Origin of the sequence: Stenotrophomonas chelatiphaga (assembly GCF_001431535.1) — a bacterium.
In the GTDB taxonomy this organism is placed as follows: Bacteria; Pseudomonadota; Gammaproteobacteria; order Xanthomonadales; family Xanthomonadaceae; genus Stenotrophomonas; species Stenotrophomonas chelatiphaga.
This window is the reverse complement of record NZ_LDJK01000046.1, coordinates 1-16,676: the sequence shown is the minus strand read 5'-3', so window position 1 is coordinate 16,676 and position 16,676 is coordinate 1. Positions and strand designations below refer to the sequence as shown.

Below are 16,676 nucleotides of genomic sequence, written 5' to 3'. Positions count from 1 at the left end.
CTCGAATCTAGCCGATCACTGCGGGGGTTGCCATCGGTTCACCCCTCTGGATCCCCATCGCCGCGGCCGCCTGCGTCCAGCAGCACCTGCAGCAGCGAGGCGGCCGAATAGGCCGACACCTGCCATGTGCCCTCCCGCAGCGCCGCACGCAGGGGACCATCGCTGCGCACCCGCACGATGCGCCCCACCCCCGCAGGCCTTGCTGGACCGGCGACGCGCTGGTTGCGCTCGAACACCACCAGCGGCAACGGGCCGCCGTCGCCCTGCAGGTCCAGCTGCCCCACGCTGTCCAGCAGCAGCACCTCCGCGCCCCAGCCACGCAGGCGGCGCGCCAACTCTTCACGCCAGCCGATGACCGGCGAATGCAGCAGTACCTGACGGCCTGACAGCGGCCCGCAGCCGGCGTCACCGGGCCGTTCGGCGGCCATCAGCGGGATGTCGAATCCGAACACGCTGCCCACCCCCGGGGTGCTTTGCACATCGATGCCCCCCCCCATCGCCCGGCACAGCTGCCGGCACAGGGACAGGCCCAGGCCGGATCCGCCGAAGCGGCCGGCGATGGAGGCGTCTGCCTGGATGAACGGCTCGAACAGGTTCTGCTGCTGTGCGGTGTCCAGGCCTATCCCCGAGTCGGCGACCTCCCAGCGCAGGGCGCCGGGCCGGCGTGATCGCAGCAGCCGGATCTCGATCCTGCCGGAAGGCGTGAACTTGACCGCGTTGCCCACCAGGTTGCGCAGCACCTGTTCGATGCGCGTCATCGGGCCGGAATAGTGGCGCGCCAGCAGCGGATCGATCAGCAGGTCCAGGTCCACGCCCTTGCCCTGCGCCAGGGGCGCATACAACAGCGCCACGCCCTCGATCAGCACGGCCGGCTCGAACCTGACCGCCTCCAGGCCCAGCTGGTCGGCCTCGACCCGCTCCAGGTCCAGCACGTCATTGATGATCAGCAGCAGCGAATCGGCGGACTGGGTGATGCGGCGCAGGCGCGCCTGCTGTTCGCTGTCCAGGCGCGAGCGCGCCAACAGCTCCAGGTGGCCGAGGATGCCATGCAGCGGCGTGCGGATCTCGTGGCTCATGGCCGCCAGCAGGTGCGATCTGGCGCGGTGTGCGGCTTCGGCCTGGTCATGCAGCAGGTCCTTCTGTTGCTGGAGTTCAACCCGCGCGGTAAGGTCCTGCAACACGCACAACAGCACCCGACGCTGGGCGTGCACCACCCGGGTCGCGCTGACCAGCAGGTGCCGCGCCGGTATCGGGCCCGCCGCAGGATGGGACACTTCGAATTCGACGATGTCCGGATCACCGCCCTGCCCGCCTGCGCACCGCGTGCGCACATGCGTCTCCACCAGAGCGGCATACAGGTCCATGCCGCAGCGTTCGGCCGCGCCGTCATAGCGGCGCATCAGCTCGTTCTGGACCACCGGCTGCGCCCGTGCGGTGTCTACCAGGCACAGCCCGCAAGGCGTCATCTGGATCAGCGAACGGAACAACAGCTCATTGCCGCCGGCCTGGCGCGCCCACCGCGTTGCCGTCCCGGGCATGCCTCGCTCCAGCCGGGCCAGCAACAGCCAGGCCACAGCGGTCAGCACTGCCCACGCCGCGACGGCGACCGCCAGCACACCCGGCCCTCCGGCATCGACGAGACGACCGAATGCCACCGGGATGGCCAACGCCGTGCCCAACAGGATCCCCGATGCGGTCGCGGCCGCCCTCAGCAGACGGCGCATAAGCCGACGTACCGGGCCAGGCGCACGGCGGTGCGCAGTACGGCCTCGTCCACGCAGGCGGCACAGGTCGATGAAGGGCCGTAGACAGGCGATCATGCTCGGGGCGTGCAGGCAGGAAAGGCCCGCGCCGTGCGCGGCGTTCCTGCTTGCGACAGGGTTCCGGGGAAATGACCTGCACGATAGGCGGGCGTGTCCGCATTCCCCATAGGACGCGCCTGAATCGCTGCGCCGGGTGCACGATCAGCGGCAGGCATCCCGGAGGCGATCGTCCCACTGCCGCTGCTCGACATAGGATTCGCGCCGGCTGCGGCGCTGCAGCGCGTTCTTCCGTGCGCTTTGCGCGCGGCTGCAGGCCTGCGGATCGGCCTGCAGGGGAATCAGCACGCTGCGGCCCGGCACCGACCGGGGCGCCTTGCGCCGCACCGCCGGCGGTCGTACGGCGGGCGGCCTGGTGGCAGGTGCGTTGGTGTCCGGGGCCGCCCACTGCACCGTCGGTTCGCCTGCCGCACACGGTGCGTCCTGGTAACGCACAGTGGCGCCGCTGCCACAGCGATGCACCGGGCCGGCCAACGCAGCGCACGCGCAGATACCGATTGCCAGCCACCCGGTTGATGCGTGCATGGAGCACCTCCCTGCAGGCAACCCTGCTGCATGGATGAATGCCAGCCCAGAGGAGAAGGCGGCGTCTGGCCCTTTTCGTGTTTGTTGTATTCCGCGCCCCGCATCGAGCGACCAAGCTGCCCGCCCTCGATCGTCGCCTGCGGTGTCGCCCCTGCCATGAATTCCCTGCTTACGCGTATCCGCAGTGCCGCACGACGCTTCGCCGAGCGCGGCCGCGTGGCACGCCGCCTGGAAGCGGCGGTGATGGTGGTGATCGTGGTCAACGTGCTGGTGCTGATGCTCGACAGCGTGGCCGACGTCCACCGCCAGCACGGCCGCCTGCTGTACACGCTGGAATGGATGTTCACCGCGCTGTTCACCGCCGAATACCTGCTGCGCCTGTGGCTGCTGCGCAGGCCCTGGCAGTACGCACGCAGCTTTTTCGGCGTGGTCGACCTGCTGTCGATCCTGCCGGTGTTCCTGGCCCTGCTGCTGCCCGGGCTGCATGTGCTGGCCGATGTGCGGCTGCTGCGCCTGCTGCGCCTGTTCCGCATCCTGCAGTTGCCGGTCTACCTGGAGGAAACCCGGCACCTGCGCCATGCCCTGGCCCGTGCACGCCGGAAGATCCTGGTGTTCATCGGGGTGATGGTGCTGCTGATCATGCTGCTGGGCACGGTGATCTTCCTGGTGGAAGGTCCTGGCAATGGCTTCAGCAGCATTCCCGTCGGCGTGTACTGGGCCGCGGTGACCATGAGCACCACCGGCTACGGCGACCTCACCCCGCAGACCGGACTGGGTCGACTGATCACCGGCTGCGCGATCCTGCTCGGCTACGGCATCATCGCCTTTCCCACCGGCATCATGGGCGCGGAACTGTTCGCCGGTGCGGTGCAGGGGCGCCCGCCCGCGCACGGCGGCTGCCGCTGCGCCTGCCACGCCCCCCTTCCGCCGTCCCCGGCGACCCGCACGCCGCAGGCCGGCGAGCATTGAACGTAGCGCGTGTCACTCAGCGCGCGCATCGCCCTGCGCCGCGTCCCAGGCCTTCACCTGGCTGCGCACCTGCTCCAGCATCGCGTCCAGCGCGGGCCGGTCGTGCACCTGTCCACGCAGCACCACGGTGTTGATCGACCGGGTCGCGCTGATGTCCTGCAGCGGGTTGGCATCGAGCAGCACCAGGTCGGCGGCCTTGCCCGCTTCCACCGAACCGTAACGGCCCAGCTGGCCGAACCAGGCCGGACCGGCGCGGGTCGCCGCCGCCAGTGCCTGCGGCGGCGTCAGTCCCTCGCGCACGAACAACTGCAGCTCCTGGTGCAGCCCGATGCCTGGATAGTTGAACGAATTGAGAAATCCGGCATCGGTGCCGGCAATGATCGTCACCCCGGCCTGCTGCAGCATCGGCAACACCGCGGCCACCTGGTGGTACTGGCGGTGCCGTGCCTGCACCTGCGCCGGCGTGGCCTTGGCGGCGCGCTCCACGCGCCACGCGTAGGTCGCACGCAGGCCGGGCCCGATGTAGGCCAGGTACGGATCCTGGCTGTGGTCGTCCTGGTCGAGGAAATCCAGGATGCGTCCGCCGTTGAGCGTGGGCGTGACGAACACACCGCGACGGGCGAAGTCACGGTACGCCGTCATCGCGGTGTCCCGATCGAAGCTGGCATCCAGGCGCTGGTTGGCCTGGGCGCGGTCGATCCGCCCGGCGCCGAAGTCCGCGGCAATGGCGGCCTCTTCCCGGCTGCCGGCCTTGAACGCGTAATCCAGGTGCTCGATGGACGCCAGGCCGGCATCCACGGCCTGCTCCACCGTCAATGCCATCGGGATGTGCCCGGAGGCCTTGAGTCCCGCCCTGCGCGCCGCGCTGGCCGCATACAGGAACAGTTCGGGCTTCAAGGTACTGTCGGTGATCTTGACGAAGTCCACCCGGTCGCGGCGCAGCTGCGCGATCGCGGCATCCACGTCCGCCTCGCTGCCCACTTCCAGCGTGCCCTTCCAGACCGGCTTGAGGCCTTCGATCTTGGCGCCGGAGGTCAGCAGCCGCGGCCCCTGGAGCGCGCCGCTGGCAATCTGCCCGCGCCATTGCAGTACCTGCTGCGGCAGGTCGCCGGACGCATCGCGCACGGTAGTGATGCCATGGGCGATGTACAGCGGAAGCAGCGCCTTGTTTTCCTCGACCAACGCCGGGCCACCACCGAAGTGCACATGCATGTCCCATAGCCCCGGAACCAGGTAGCGGTTGCCCGCATCCACGCGCCGCGTCGCGGTCCACCGCGATGCCATGGACGCATCGTCACCGACGGCGACGATGTCCTCGCCGCGCAGCGCCACGCTTTGCCCGGGGACGGTACGTGCCGCTTCAACATCAACGAGGGTGGCGTGCTGGATCAGCACGTCGGCACGCTGTGGCGAAGCCGCCGACGCAGCGGTTACGCCGGCCACCGCAAGGGCTAGCAGGCACAGGGTTCTGGCAAACATGGCAGGCATCCGGTTGCGCGGCAGACAGGCCGCGGGAACAAAGGCAGGCGTGCGCGCTGGCATGCCCGGCCGGCCCATGGTAGAAGTCGCCCTATCCATGCGGAAACAAAATAATTGAATGTCAGCGATGAACCAGGCGAATAGATCACTGTTTGAACTGGACCTGCTGCGCGCGCTGGTCATGGTCGCCGACTGCGGCAGTTTCACCGCAGCCGCCAGCCGGCTGCATTCCACCCAGTCCACCATCAGCCAGAAGGTGCGGCGCCTGGAGCAGCTGGCCGGCCATCGGCTGCTGGAACGCGGTCACCGCGATGTTCAACCCACCGACGCCGGCCAGACGCTGCTGGGCTACGCGCGCCGCATGCTGGGGTTGAACGACGAACTGCTGCAGGCACTGGCCGGCGCAACGGTGGCCACCACGCTGCGCCTCGGCGTGCCCGAGGATTTCGTCAATCCGGCCACCACGCGCATGCTGGCCGCTTTCAACCGCGGCAATCCGCAGGTCCGGCTGGAAATCAGCAGCGGCCTGAGCCGCGACCTGGCGCATGGCTTCGACCATGGTGAGCTGGACCTGGTACTGGTCAAGCAGCGGCGCAACAGCCGACCCGCGGTGCATTGCTGGCCCGAACCGATGCACTGGATCGACGCCAGGAACGCGCCCAGCGCAGGCCAGGACGTGTTGCCGCTGGTCACCTTCCCGCCGCGTGGGCTGTACCGCGATGAGATGATCCATGCGATCGAAACGCTCGGCAGGCGCTGGCGGATCACCTTCACCAGTTCCTCGCTGAGCGGCATCCAGGGTGCGGTGGCCGATGGCATCGGCATCAGCCTGCTGCCACGGCGCGCGGTGACCGCTGACCACCGCATCATCGATGGCGAACACGGACTGCCGGTGATCGACAGTTACGAGATCGGCATCCTCTACCGTGACAACGCCGATGCTGGCGTGCGCGCCCTGGCGCTGGAACTGAAGCGCCAGGTCGACAGCCAAGCGCAGTGAGCGGGCCTGCTCAGGCGGTGCGCGGCGGCAGGATCCAGTGGCCGTGGCGCATCGAAATACGGTCCGACGGCACCCCCGCCACCGCGGCCGGGCCGTGATCAGCGCGCACCGCCACGAAGGTCGCCGGCGCGCCTTCCTGCAGGCCATAGGCCGGCAGACCGAGCACTGCGGCGGCATGGGTGGTGACCATGTCCAGCGCCAGCTGCAGCTCGTCATCGGTGTAGAAGCCGGACCGGTAGCCGATCAACATCGCACGCTGCAGCAGGTCGCCGTTGCCATACGGCCACCAGCTGTCACGGATGTTGTCGTTGCCGGAAAACAGCCGCACGCCCTGCGCATGCAGTGCCGCCACCGGCGGGAACGGACGGTCGCCCGGTGCATTGGTCATGATCGCCACCTGCGCGCGTGCCAGCGCCTCGCCCACCTGTTGCGCACGGGCCAGTGGCACCTCGCCAAGGGCATACGCATGGCTGACCGCCACCCGGCCCTGCAGCCCGGCCGCTTCGGTCCGCGCACACACCTGCAGCAGCTGCGCCAGGCCCTGCTCGCCGGGCTCGTGCAGGTGCACGTCGATCCGCGCGCCATGCCGGTCGGCCAGGTCGAACAGCAGGTCAAGCTGTCCCTGCGCATCGCCGTCCAGGCCCTGCGGATCGATTCCGCCCACCACCTCGACACCCTCCGCCAGCGCCTGCTGCAGCACGGCGGCCGTACCGGCGCAGGACATCACCCCGGCCTGCGGGAAAGCCACGTACTGGATGTCCAGCAGGTCGGCGCAGCGGGCATGCGCCTGCTGCACCGCATGCAGGTTGCGCAGGCCGGTGGTCGCATCGACATCGACGTGGCAACGCATCGCCACGGTACCCAGCGCGGCGATCTGCCGCATCAACGCCTCGGCACGCACGTCCATCGGCGCGGCAGCCGCCAGCGCCCGCTTTTCCTGGGCCAGGCGCTCGCGCAGGCTGGCGACCGGCTGGTGCGGACGCCAGTGGTCGCCCACGAAACTCTTGTCCAGGTGGATATGGCCGTCCACCAGCGCCGGCAGCACGGTATACCCGCGCAGGTCGACCCCCTCGCCGGCACCGGCGTCGGCCGGCACGCTGGCACCGAAGCGGCGGAAGCGCCCGTGCTCGATGGTGAAAGACAGCGGCTGGCCAGCGGAATCCACCGCGCCACGGACATGCAGGACCGTCATGCGGATCTCCTTCAATGAATGCAGGCGACCTTACGGCCTCGCGCGGCCGGACGGCCAATGAAATCGGTGCATCGCAGGCATCCATCCCGCCACTGCCAGGCACCGCGGCAGCGGGTCGCCTGCGGGAGCGGGTAGACTAGGCGCCACGCGTTCATTCCAGATGTCCATGGGCCCCTTCGACCGCAACGACCGACTTCGCTGGCAGGCTGCTTCGCTGCTGGCCGCCGCGCCCGTGGCCGCCTTCGCGGCAACCGATCCGGCGCAGGAAGCGTCCATCGCATCGGCAATGGCCAGCGGTCGTCACCATGTGGAACAACTGCACCAGCGGGTGCTGGCCGGGCGCAGCGCCACCGCCACGCTGGAAGCCTGGTGCGCCGAACATGGCCTGGCCGGCAAGGCACGGGTCCGCGCGGTACGGGTCCAGGGCGTGCAGCGCGATGCACCCGACGACGTCCGCAGGGCGCTGCAGGTTGATGCCAGCACGCCGCTGCGCTACCGGCGCGTGCAGTTGGCCTGCGGCCCGCGCGTGCTGTCCGAAGCGGACAACTGGTACGTGCCCGCGCTGCTCACGCCGGCGATGAACGGCCTGCTCGATGGCAGTGACGAACCCTTCGGCCGGGTGGTCGCCCCGCTCGGCTTCAAGCGCCAGACCCTGCATGATCAAACGTACTGGCCCGCACGCGGCGACGGTGCCGGCGCTACCGTGCTGGAGATCCGTGCCTTGCTGCGGGACAGCGCGCAGCGGCCTTTCAGTTATGTGATCGAAAGTTACCTGCAGGGCGCGCTGCCGCACTGAGGCGGGCGCCGCTCAGCGTTCGCGTTCCAGCGCTTGGGCGCTGCCGTTGAGTGCCGCACAGGCGTGGTCCTGCAGTTCTTCGGCGCTGGCTTCGTTGCCGCTTTCCGGGTCGACCCGGGTGGCCAGCAGCACGAAACCCGGCCCCCGATCGGCATCCTCGGCACCGGCCACCAGCAGGCTCCATTCGCCCATCGCCGCCAGCCCCACGCGTTGTTCCAGCAGGTGCAGCGGATTGGCGGTGAGCTGCTCACCGGGCAGGTAAAGCGCCTGATAGGCGTGATCGCGCAACCGCGTCGGCAGCGGGCGCCACTGGCTGTCCAGGCCCGCCAGCTGCGCTGCGACCCCTTCGGCCACCTCGCCACGCAGGCAGTCGACATGGATGTGCAGCTGGTGCTGCGAGCGCCCGTGCGGCGAGTTCAACGCCAGGCTGGCGAAACGCCGCGGCAGCGGCCGGCCCAGCGCCTGTTCGGTGAAGCGGCGGGCCTGCCAGGCAGCGGCAAAGTAGTTCGGGGAACCCGGCTGGTACAGCGCCGCACTTTCGATCCCGCTGATCTTGTCCAGCGGCATCAGCAGGTACTGGTACGCCCCATGATGGTCTTTGACCAGCACATGCCGGTGCCGCGCACTTTCATCCAGCAGCAGGCAGCCGGGTTGCCGGTCGGCGGGCCGGCAGTCGCGCTCGATCACCCGCCACAGCGCATCGGAGGCGGCCGGCGGCGGCGCTGGCGCAATGCTGGTACAGGCGGCAAGGCAGGCCGGCAGGAGGGTCGGCAGCACGCAACGGGCAACAGAACGTAGGGTCACGAAACATGAGCAGGGCAGCAGGCCACGCAGTTTACCGCGTCGTCGCCCAGCGGCCGTGGCCAACGACCGTGCAACGACCGCCTGCCGCTACGCATCGACAATGCTCTCGTGATCACCGCCGCGCGCTGCGGACCGCCGTGCGCACCGCGCCGGTCGTTGCTCAGTCGGCACGCACCAGCAGGCCGGGTCCGATGTCGGCGATGCGTCGCGCGCCGGTGAGGGTCATCGCCACCCGCATCTCCTTGGCCACCAGGTCCAGCAGGTTGGCCACACCGGCTTCTCCGTGGGTGGCCAGGGCGTAGACGAAGGCACGCCCCAGCAGCACCGCATCGGCGCCCAGCGCCAGCATGCGCACCACGTCCAGTCCACTGCGGATGCCCGAATCGGCGAGGATCTTCAGCTCGCCCTTTACCGCATCGGCAATGGCCGGCAGCGCGCGCGCGGTCGACAGCACGCCATCCAGCTGGCGCCCGCCATGGTTGGACACCACGATGCCGTCGGCACCGAAGCGCAGCGCATCGCGTGCGTCATCCGCATCCAGGATGCCCTTGATGATCATCGGCCCTTTCCAGAATGCGCGGATCCATTCCAGGTCCTTCCAGCTGATCGACGGATCGAAGTTGCTGCCCAGCCAGCCGATGTAGTCAGCCAGCCCGGTCGGGTTGCCGCGGTACGCCGAAATGTTGCCCAGGTCGTGCGGGCGCCCGCGCAGCCCCACGTCCCAGGCCCAGCGCGGATGCGCCAGCACCTGGCCGGCACGACGCAATGCGGCATTGGGACCGCTCATCCCCGAATGCATGTCGCGGTAGCGCGCGCCGGGTACCGGCATGTCCACGGTGAACACCAGCGTGGTCACCCCCGCCGCCTGTGCGCGCTCCAGCGCATCGCGCATGAAGCCACGGTCGCGCAGGACGTACAGCTGGAACCACATTGGCCGGTTGATCGCCGGGGCGACCTCTTCGATCGGGCATACCGACACCGTGGACAGCGTGAACGGGATGCCGCGACTGGCCGCCGCGCGCGCCGCCTGCACTTCCCCGCGCCGGGCGAACATGCCGGTCAGGCCGACCGGCGCCAGCGCCACCGGCATCGCCAGCGTCTCGCCGAACAGCTCGGTCTGAAGGTCCAGTTCGGACATGTCGCGCAGCACGCGCTGGCGCAACGCGATGCCGGCCAGGTCCTCCACGTTGCGCCGCAACGTGTGTTCGGCGTAGGCGCCGCCATCCACGTAATGGAACAGGAACGGCGGCAGCCGGCGCTGCGCCGCTGCGCGGTAGTCGGTGGAGGCGGAAATGATCATGGCCCGACTATGGGTGCAGTCTGCGCCGCCAGGCAATCCACCTTTCGGCGCATGGCCGGGTTACAGCTTCTTTTCGACCTTGCGCATCACGGTCAGCACCACTACGCACATCAGTGTCACGCCTGCGGCGATCACATACGCGCCGATACCGACCGCGATGCCGACGGCGGCGGACATGATCAGCGAACTGGCGGTGGTAAGGCCGCTGACCTCGCCATCGCGCGCGCCACGGATGATGGTGCCGGCGGCGATGAAGCCCACGCATGCCACCACGGCCTCGATGAGGCGGATCGGATCAACCTGCAGCAGGTCCCGGTACTGGTCCTGCTGGAAGTGTTCGGCCACTGAATCGCCGAGCCCGACGATCAGCGCCGCTGCGCCAGCCAGCAGCATGTGCGTGCGCAGGCCCGCCGCATGCTTGCCCAGTTCGCGTTCGAAGCCGATGACCCCGCCGAACAGCATGGCTGCCGCCACCCGCAGCAGCAGGGAGATATCCTGGCTGAAATCCATCGCACGTCTTCCCTTGGTCAAACCGTGAAGGTGGCCGGAACGCCGTGCGAGGACCGTGAAAGCCGTTGGCTTACTGCGCCAGGTAACCGCCATCGATGGCGTAGTAGGTGCCGGTGGCGAACGAGGCCGCATCGCTGGCCAGCCAGGCCACCAGCGCGGCGACCTCTTCAGGCGTGCCCAGCCGCTTGAGCGCGTGCCGGCTTTCCAGCGTGGCCCGCACCTTGGGGTCCATCTGTTCCAGCAACGGAGTGCTGATGAAGCCGGGGCCTACCGCGTTGATGCGGATCTGGTCGGACGCATGCTCCCATGCGGCGGTCTGGGTCAGCCCCACCACGCCGTGCTTGGCTGCCGCGTAGGCCACCGATCCGGCATACCCCACCTGGCCCAGGATCGAGGCCATGTTGATGATGCTGCCGCCGTTGCCGGCATCGCGCATGGCCTGGATCTGCGCGCGCTGGCACAGGAACACGCTGGTCAGGTTCACGTCGATGACCTTGCGCCAGCCGTCCACGGGGTAGTCCCCGCTGATCGCGGCCGGTCCGGCGATGCCGGCGTTGTTGACCGCGATATCCACGCTGCCGAGTTCGGCCACGGTTCGCGCCACGGCCGCTTCCACGGCCGCCTCGTCGGTGACGTCCAGCGCGATGCCGATCGCTTTTACACCCTTGCCGCGCAGCGCTTCGGTGGTGGCATCGACTGCCTCCTGCTTGAGGTCCCATACCGAGATGGCGGCACCGGATGCGGCAAGCATTTCCGCCACGGCCAGGCCGATCCCGGACACACCGCCGGTCACGATCGCGGTCTTGCCCTTGAGTTGGTAATCAATCATCGCTCGACTCCTGTTGCGTTGGTCTGGATGGACGTCCATCCGTTGCCGACAACCGTACGCCGCACGGCGTGACGCGCCCGCATCATGCGTCCACGGCGTGTGCAACAGGCCTTCCCATCGCTGCAACAACCCAGGTCCTATGCTCGGCGCACGGGCCCTGCCACGGCCCCTCCTCCCCCAACGAAGGATGCTTGATGCCAACCGATGACAACCTGCTTTTCTCTGCAACCCGCCTGGGCGGGATCGACCTCGCCAACCGGGTGGTGATGGCACCGCTCACCCGCAACCGCGCACTGCCGGACCGCGTCCCGACGCCGCTGGCGGTCGAGTATTACGGGCAGCGCGCCAGCGCCGGGCTGATCATTGCCGAAGCCACCCAGATCAGTCCGCTGGGCCAGGGCTACCTGGACACACCCGGCATCTACACCGATGCGCAGGTGAAGGGCTGGAAGGCAGTGACCGATGAAGTCCACGCCCGCGGCGGCAAGATCGTACTGCAGCTGTGGCACGTCGGCCGCATTTCGCACACCAGCCTGTTGCCGGAAGGTGAAGTACCGGTCGCGCCCAGTGCCATCCGCGCAGACGCGAAGACGTTCACCGCCAACGGTTTCGAGGATGTTTCAGCGCCGCGCGCGCTTGCCCTGGACGAGATCCCGGCGTTGGTCGAGGACTACCGCCGGGCCGCGCACAACGCCATCGAAGCTGGCTTCGACGGTGTGGAAGTCCATGCGGCGAACGGTTACCTGATCGACCAGTTCCTGCGCGATGGCAGCAACAAGCGCGAGGACGCCTACGGCGGCAGCATCGAGAACCGTACCCGCCTGTTGTTCGAAGTGGTCAGCGCGGTCGCCGGCACCATCGGCGCGGCCCGCACCGGTGTGCGCCTGTCCCCCACCACGCCGGCAGGTGATGCGCACGACAGCAATCCGCAGCCGTTGTTCGAACGTGCCGTGGAACGGCTGGACGGGATCGACGGGCTGGCCTTCGTGCATGTGATCGAAGGGGCGACCGGCGGTGACCGTGACAACATCCCCTTCGACTACGCGGCGCTGCGTTCGCGCTTCGGCGGCGCGTGGATCGCCAACAACGGCTATGACAAGGCACGTGCCGAGGCAGCAGTGGCATCGGGCTACGCCGATGCGGTGGCCTTCGGCCGCGCGTTCATCGCCAACCCGGACCTGGTGGAGCGGCTGCGCCGCGATGCACCGCTGGCCCAGCTGGACCAGTCCACGCTGTACGGCGGCGGCGCGGAGGGTTACACCGACTACCCGTCGCTGTAACAACCCCGGCCGGTGGGTGACATGCCGCCCGGTGGGTGACATGCCGCGCGGTGGGTGACATGCCGGCCGGTGGGTGACATGCCGCCCGGTGGGTGACATGCCGCGCGGTGGGTGACATGCCGGCCGGTGGGTGACATGCCGCCCGGTGGGTGACATGCCGCGCGGTGGGTGACATGCCGCCCGGTGGGTGACATGCCTCCCGGTGGGTGACGACCGTTGGTCGTCACGTCCCTCGCCGCGATCAGCGGATCACGGTGTCCTGCAGCTGCACATCCACTACCTGCAACGGCTCGGCCGCGTTGCGGCCCAGCTGCAGCTGATACGTGCCAGCGGCAATCTTCCACTCGCGCGCGGTCGGATCGAAGTCGGCCAGGGTCTTCGGCTCGGCTTCGATGCGGATCCTGCGCTGCTCGCCCGGCTGCAGGTTGACCTTGTCGAAGCCGACCAGCCGGATCGGCGTGGTGTGGCCCTGCGGCAGCTTCAGGTACAGCTGCGCAACGTCGGCGCCGGCACGCGCACCGGTGTTGCGCACGTCCACGCTGGCCACCACGCGCTGCCCTTCCACGCTCACCTGCAGGTTCTCGTAGGCGAAGCTGGAATAGGACAGGCCATGGCCGAAGGCGAAGGTCGGCACCAGGCCCTTGGCCGCTGCCCACTTGTAACCCACGTTGGCGCCTTCGATGTCGAAATCGAAGATGTCCACCGCCGGCTGCTTCGGGTTGAAGCCCAGCCCCGGCACGTGCGGGCGCGGCAGCTGCGATTCGTCCACCACCCACGTCACCGGCAGGCGACCGGACGGATTGACCTTGCCGGTGAGCAGTGCGGCGATGCCCTCGCCACCGCGGATGCCCGGGTACCACGCCTGCAGCAGCGCCGGCACCTGCGCCAGCCACGGCGTACGCACCGGGCCGTTGGTTTCCAGCACCACCACGGTCTTCGGATTGGCCTTGGCCACCGCACTGATCAGCGCGTCCTGCTGGTCGGGCAGCTGCATGTCCGGCAGGTCGACCGATTCGGCCGACCACTGCGTGGCGAACACCAGGGCCACGTCGGCCTGTGCGGCCGCACGCGCGGCAGCGGCCGGATTGCGGCCATCCACGTAGGTGATCTGGGCATCGGGACGCTCGGCGCGCAGCGCCTCCAGCGGCGAGGACGGGTGGAAGATCACCGGGCCCGGCCAAGTGGTCGGCATCACGCCCGGCACCGCGTTGGTGCCCTTTGCCGTGACCCCCACCATCGACGAGCCACCGCCGCCGATCACGCCCTTGTCGGCGTGACCGCCGATGATCACGATGCGCTTCACGCTGTCGGCCAGCGGCAGCAAGTTGCCTTCGTTGCGCAGCAGCACGCTGCCCTCTTCCACCGTGCGCTGGGCCGCGGCATACCCGGCTTCCACGTCGATCGGCTGGTGCTGCGGCGGGTTGTCGAAGTTGCCATGCAGGAACATCGTGCGCAGGATGCGCGACACCATGTCATCCAGCCGCGCCTGCGGCACGGTGCCACCGGCCACGGCCAGGCGCAGGGGCTGGTCGAAGAAGGTGGTGGCATCGAACACTTCGCCGGCCGACTGCTGGTCCAGGCCGGCCAGCGCCGCCTTCGAGCCGCTGTGCACGCCGCCCCAGTCGGACATCACGAAACCGGGGAACTTCCATTCCTGCTTCAGCACCTGGTTCATCAGGTACGGATGTTCGCAACCGTAGATGCCGTTGATCTTGTTGTAGGAACACATTGCCGAACCCGGCTTGCCGAGTTCGATGGCGATCTCGAACGCCAGCAGGTCCGACTCGTGCATGGCCTGGTCGCCGATCTGCACGCTGTGGAAGTTGCGTCGCGTCTCCATGTCGTTGAGCGCGTAGTGCTTCATCGTGGAGATGACGTGCTGGCTCTGGATGCCGCGGATCGACTCACCCACGATCACCCCGCCCAGCAGCGGGTCTTCGCCGGCGTATTCGAAGTTGCGCCCGTTGCGCGGATCGCGCTGCAGGTTGACGCTGCCGCCGAGCAGGATGTTGAAGCGCTGCTGCCACGCTTCGCGGCCCATGGTGGCGCCGCCGACATAGGCGATCAGCGGGTTCCAGCTGGATGCCGTGGACGGACCGGACGGCATCGCGGTGGCGAAGTCGCCCTTGCGGATGCCGCCGGGGTTGGTCACGCCGACGCCGGCATCGGCCGACTGCTGCGCCGGGATGCCCAGCCGCGCCACGCCCGGCACGAAGCCGGCCGACCCGACCGCGCCTTCCGGCAGCGGGCCGCCGTCCTTGCCCAACCCGAAGTAGCTGCGCAGCATCTGGAATTTTTCGTCCTGGGTCATCTCACCCAGCAGCAGGCGGGTGCGCTCGTCGGCGCCCAGCGTGGTGTCCATCCACGGCTGCGACGGCGTGGCGCCCTGCGCATACGGCAGGGCCAGCAGCTGCGCCTTCAACGCCTTGCCGCTGGCATCGCGCAGCTTCAGGTCCGATGCGCGGCCTTCGCCGAAACCGTTGCTCGCCACACCGGATACACCGCTGGCAACGAAACCGTCGGCGGCCACCGAGCCCGGCGCCAGCAGCACCGCCGGCGCACCCAGGCGCGAGGACTGCAGCAGCGCCGGCAAGGCCGTCGCATCCGCGCTGGCCTGTGCATACAGCGCCACCACGTGGCGCTCGTCGGCCAGTCGCAGGTAGCCGCGACCGACCTGGTCCGGGCCGGATTCGGCCTGCACCGGGATACGGCTCAGCAGCACCTGGCCCTGCGCCGTGCCTTGTGCATCCACGTTCGCCTGGACGAATCGATAGTCGTAGCCGAGCTGGTCGGCCAGGGTCTGCAGTGGATCGATCGCGCCCACCGGACGCTCCACGTCCAGCACGGCCACCACGTCGGCCTGGACCTCGCCCAGCTGGATGACCAGCGACGGCACGTCAGCAGCCGACGGGGCCTTGTCCAGCGCCAGCACGTTGAAGGACGGCGCGGTGTCGGCGGCGAAGGCGGGAACGGAAAGCGCCAGCGCGATGGCGGCGGAAAGGGAGAGCTGCTTTGTAATCGTTTTCATCGACAGACGTTTCAAACCCGATGCCTGCGCAGTCGGTCCTGGAAAGGGTGCCGCCGAAGGGAGCAGCGCTAGCCCTCATGCGGGCCTCGCCGAAGCGGTGCTGCAGGGGCCGGGGCGGAGCGGGCCTGCGCACGGACCCCTCCGTCCGGCGTGACAACCTGCTCCTGGATTGCGGGGCAATCCAACAGGTGAAGAGTGGTCGAGGGGGTTTACTGCTGTCAACCTTCGTCGCATGCGGCGAAGGTCGGATGGACGACTGGAGCCGCCTGCGTGCATCGGCTATTGTCATGGATCGATCCAAGGAAGGAATCCAGCATGTCCCGTGCCCTGAGCAGCACCGCCCTCGCCGTCTCTCTCCTCGCCGTGGCTGCCTGCGGGTGGACCGCCTGGCGCCAGCAGCAGGCGCAATCACCCGACCAGGTACTGCAGGCCCGGGGACTGGTCATCCGCGATGCGCAGGGCCAGCCACGATTGATCCTGGGGGCACCGGTCCCCGATCCCGCTGGCAGCGGAAAACCGCTGGGTCCGCGTGCAGCGCCCTTGTCCGGCGTGGTGCTGTTGGGCCCGGACGGCGCCGAGCGCGGCGGCTACGGCACGCTGGACGTGGGCGGCGAAGCGATCCTGACGTTGGACGATGCCACCGGCGCGACCGAAGTCTTCAAAGTGGTCGCCAACCCGGATCGCGGGGCCACGCTGATGGTCAAGCACCAGAACAACACCGGCGCGATGTTGACCTCCTGGCAGGGCGAGCCGGAACTGATGTTCGTGGACGATAGCGGGCGCTCGTTCTACGTGCGGCCGGGGATGCCTTCGGCGCCGTAGGCGCGTGCGTGGGTCGAACGGGTGAGACCCCCCTCGCGGGTGGCTTTGTTGCTGGCTACGTGCTGGGGGCCGGGCGGTGGGGCTGTGCGGGGGACGGCAAAAGCCGCATCCATGCAGGCCTCGTTTCGCGCCATCCATGGCGCTCAACGCCCCCGCCCAGCCCCACCGCCCGGCCCATGACAGGTTCCGGTGGCCGCCACCCGCGCAATGGAAAAAAAAAAGCAAAGGCAGGGGTCAGAGTCCTTTCGCTACGCGAAAGGACTCTGACCCCCTCTCTCTTCCCACCCTTCGAACCCCCGCCGTGTCCATGGCCACCATGGAC

General features: G+C 68.8%; 14 protein-coding genes. 5 read left to right on the top strand and 9 right to left on the bottom strand.

What is annotated here, in order from left to right; all coding sequences use genetic code 11:
• Positions 1–38 precede the first annotated feature (38 nt).
• The gene (locus ABB28_RS10815; RefSeq protein ID WP_057508638.1) at positions 39–1,724 is read right to left on the bottom strand and encodes a sensor histidine kinase; all 1,686 of its coding nucleotides are present in this window, start codon (positions 1,722–1,724) and stop codon (positions 39–41) included.
• 240 nt (positions 1,725–1,964) lie between these two features.
• The gene (locus tag ABB28_RS10810) at positions 1,965–2,345 is read right to left on the bottom strand and encodes a hypothetical protein (RefSeq protein ID WP_152983456.1); all 381 of its coding nucleotides are present in this window, start codon (positions 2,343–2,345) and stop codon (positions 1,965–1,967) included.
• A 156-nt stretch (positions 2,346–2,501) separates the two neighbouring features.
• Here ABB28_RS10810 and ABB28_RS10805 point away from each other — a divergent pair, with 156 nt between their 5' ends.
• Positions 2,502–3,314 carry a potassium channel family protein gene (locus ABB28_RS10805; RefSeq protein WP_057508636.1) on the top strand — a complete coding sequence of 271 codons (813 nt, stop codon included), beginning with the start codon at positions 2,502–2,504 and terminating at the stop codon, positions 3,312–3,314.
• A 12-nt stretch (positions 3,315–3,326) separates the two neighbouring features.
• Here the strand turns inward: ABB28_RS10805 and ABB28_RS10800 are convergent, their stop codons facing one another.
• A complete protein-coding gene (locus ABB28_RS10800; protein WP_057508635.1) occupies positions 3,327–4,793 on the bottom strand; it encodes an amidohydrolase family protein in 1,467 nt (488 codons plus the stop codon).
• A gap of 118 nt (positions 4,794–4,911) precedes the next feature.
• On the opposite strand from ABB28_RS10800, the gene ABB28_RS10795 reads away from it, so the two are divergent.
• A complete protein-coding gene (locus ABB28_RS10795) occupies positions 4,912–5,793 on the top strand; it encodes a LysR substrate-binding domain-containing protein (protein ID WP_057508634.1) in 882 nt (293 codons plus the stop codon).
• Between the two features lie 10 nt (positions 5,794–5,803).
• Here ABB28_RS10795 and ABB28_RS10790 read toward each other — a convergent pair whose 3' ends face one another.
• Complete coding sequence (locus ABB28_RS10790) at positions 5,804–6,985, bottom strand: amidohydrolase family protein (protein WP_057508633.1); 1,182 nt, start codon at positions 6,983–6,985, stop codon at positions 5,804–5,806.
• A gap of 160 nt (positions 6,986–7,145) precedes the next feature.
• Here ABB28_RS10790 and ABB28_RS10785 point away from each other — a divergent pair, with 160 nt between their 5' ends.
• The gene (locus ABB28_RS10785) at positions 7,146–7,781 is read left to right on the top strand and encodes a hypothetical protein (RefSeq protein ID WP_245625330.1); all 636 of its coding nucleotides are present in this window, start codon (positions 7,146–7,148) and stop codon (positions 7,779–7,781) included.
• Positions 7,782–7,793: 12 nt separating this feature from the next.
• On the opposite strand, the gene ABB28_RS10780 is transcribed toward ABB28_RS10785, so the two are convergent.
• The 4 genes from ABB28_RS10780 to ABB28_RS10765 form a co-directional block, all read right to left on the bottom strand.
• On the bottom strand, positions 7,794–8,558 hold the full coding sequence (locus tag ABB28_RS10780; protein WP_152983455.1) for a CDP-diacylglycerol diphosphatase: 765 nt from the start codon (positions 8,556–8,558) through the stop codon (positions 7,794–7,796).
• A gap of 187 nt (positions 8,559–8,745) precedes the next feature.
• Complete coding sequence (gene lldD, locus ABB28_RS10775; RefSeq protein ID WP_057508630.1) at positions 8,746–9,885, bottom strand: FMN-dependent L-lactate dehydrogenase LldD; 1,140 nt, start codon at positions 9,883–9,885, stop codon at positions 8,746–8,748.
• A 60-nt stretch (positions 9,886–9,945) separates the two neighbouring features.
• Entirely contained in the window at positions 9,946–10,395 is a 450-nt protein-coding gene (locus ABB28_RS10770) for an MgtC/SapB family protein (protein ID WP_057508629.1), read from the bottom strand.
• Positions 10,396–10,465: 70 nt separating this feature from the next.
• Entirely contained in the window at positions 10,466–11,224 is a 759-nt protein-coding gene (locus tag ABB28_RS10765) for an SDR family NAD(P)-dependent oxidoreductase (RefSeq protein WP_057508628.1), read from the bottom strand.
• 194 nt (positions 11,225–11,418) lie between these two features.
• On the opposite strand from ABB28_RS10765, the gene ABB28_RS10760 reads away from it, so the two are divergent.
• On the top strand, positions 11,419–12,504 hold the full coding sequence (locus ABB28_RS10760) for an alkene reductase (protein ID WP_057508627.1): 1,086 nt from the start codon (positions 11,419–11,421) through the stop codon (positions 12,502–12,504).
• Positions 12,505–12,745: 241 nt separating this feature from the next.
• On the opposite strand, the gene ABB28_RS10755 is transcribed toward ABB28_RS10760, so the two are convergent.
• The gene (locus tag ABB28_RS10755; protein WP_083492001.1) at positions 12,746–15,532 is read right to left on the bottom strand and encodes a beta-glucosidase family protein; all 2,787 of its coding nucleotides are present in this window, start codon (positions 15,530–15,532) and stop codon (positions 12,746–12,748) included.
• A 315-nt stretch (positions 15,533–15,847) separates the two neighbouring features.
• Here ABB28_RS10755 and ABB28_RS10750 point away from each other — a divergent pair, with 315 nt between their 5' ends.
• Positions 15,848–16,354 (top strand): hypothetical protein, encoded by a 507-nt coding sequence (locus ABB28_RS10750; RefSeq protein WP_057508626.1) that lies wholly within the window; start codon positions 15,848–15,850, stop codon positions 16,352–16,354.
• Positions 16,355–16,676: the final 322 nt, after the last annotated feature.

Bases quoted from the DNA above. Each gene is read 5' to 3' on its own strand.
- ABB28_RS10755 (WP_083492001.1), bottom strand. From the start codon at position 15,532: ATGAAAACGATTACAAAGCAGCTCTCCCTTTCCGCCGCCATCGCGCTG.
- ABB28_RS10795 (WP_057508634.1), top strand. From the start codon at position 4,912: ATGTCAGCGATGAACCAGGCGAATAGATCACTGTTTGAACTGGACCTG.
- ABB28_RS10750 (WP_057508626.1), top strand. From the start codon at position 15,848: ATGTCCCGTGCCCTGAGCAGCACCGCCCTCGCCGTCTCTCTCCTCGCC.
- ABB28_RS10765 (WP_057508628.1), bottom strand. From the start codon at position 11,224: ATGATTGATTACCAACTCAAGGGCAAGACCGCGATCGTGACCGGCGGT.
- ABB28_RS10790 (WP_057508633.1), bottom strand. From the start codon at position 6,985: ATGACGGTCCTGCATGTCCGTGGCGCGGTGGATTCCGCTGGCCAGCCG.
- ABB28_RS10760 (WP_057508627.1), top strand. From the start codon at position 11,419: ATGCCAACCGATGACAACCTGCTTTTCTCTGCAACCCGCCTGGGCGGG.
- ABB28_RS10770 (WP_057508629.1), bottom strand. From the start codon at position 10,395: ATGGATTTCAGCCAGGATATCTCCCTGCTGCTGCGGGTGGCGGCAGCC.
- ABB28_RS10805 (WP_057508636.1), top strand. From the start codon at position 2,502: ATGAATTCCCTGCTTACGCGTATCCGCAGTGCCGCACGACGCTTCGCC.
- lldD (WP_057508630.1), bottom strand. From the start codon at position 9,885: ATGATCATTTCCGCCTCCACCGACTACCGCGCAGCGGCGCAGCGCCGG.
- ABB28_RS10785 (WP_245625330.1), top strand. From the start codon at position 7,146: ATGTCCATGGGCCCCTTCGACCGCAACGACCGACTTCGCTGGCAGGCT.
- ABB28_RS10810 (WP_152983456.1), bottom strand. From the start codon at position 2,345: ATGCACGCATCAACCGGGTGGCTGGCAATCGGTATCTGCGCGTGCGCT.
- ABB28_RS10800 (WP_057508635.1), bottom strand. From the start codon at position 4,793: ATGTTTGCCAGAACCCTGTGCCTGCTAGCCCTTGCGGTGGCCGGCGTA.
- ABB28_RS10815 (WP_057508638.1), bottom strand. From the start codon at position 1,724: ATGCGCCGTCTGCTGAGGGCGGCCGCGACCGCATCGGGGATCCTGTTG.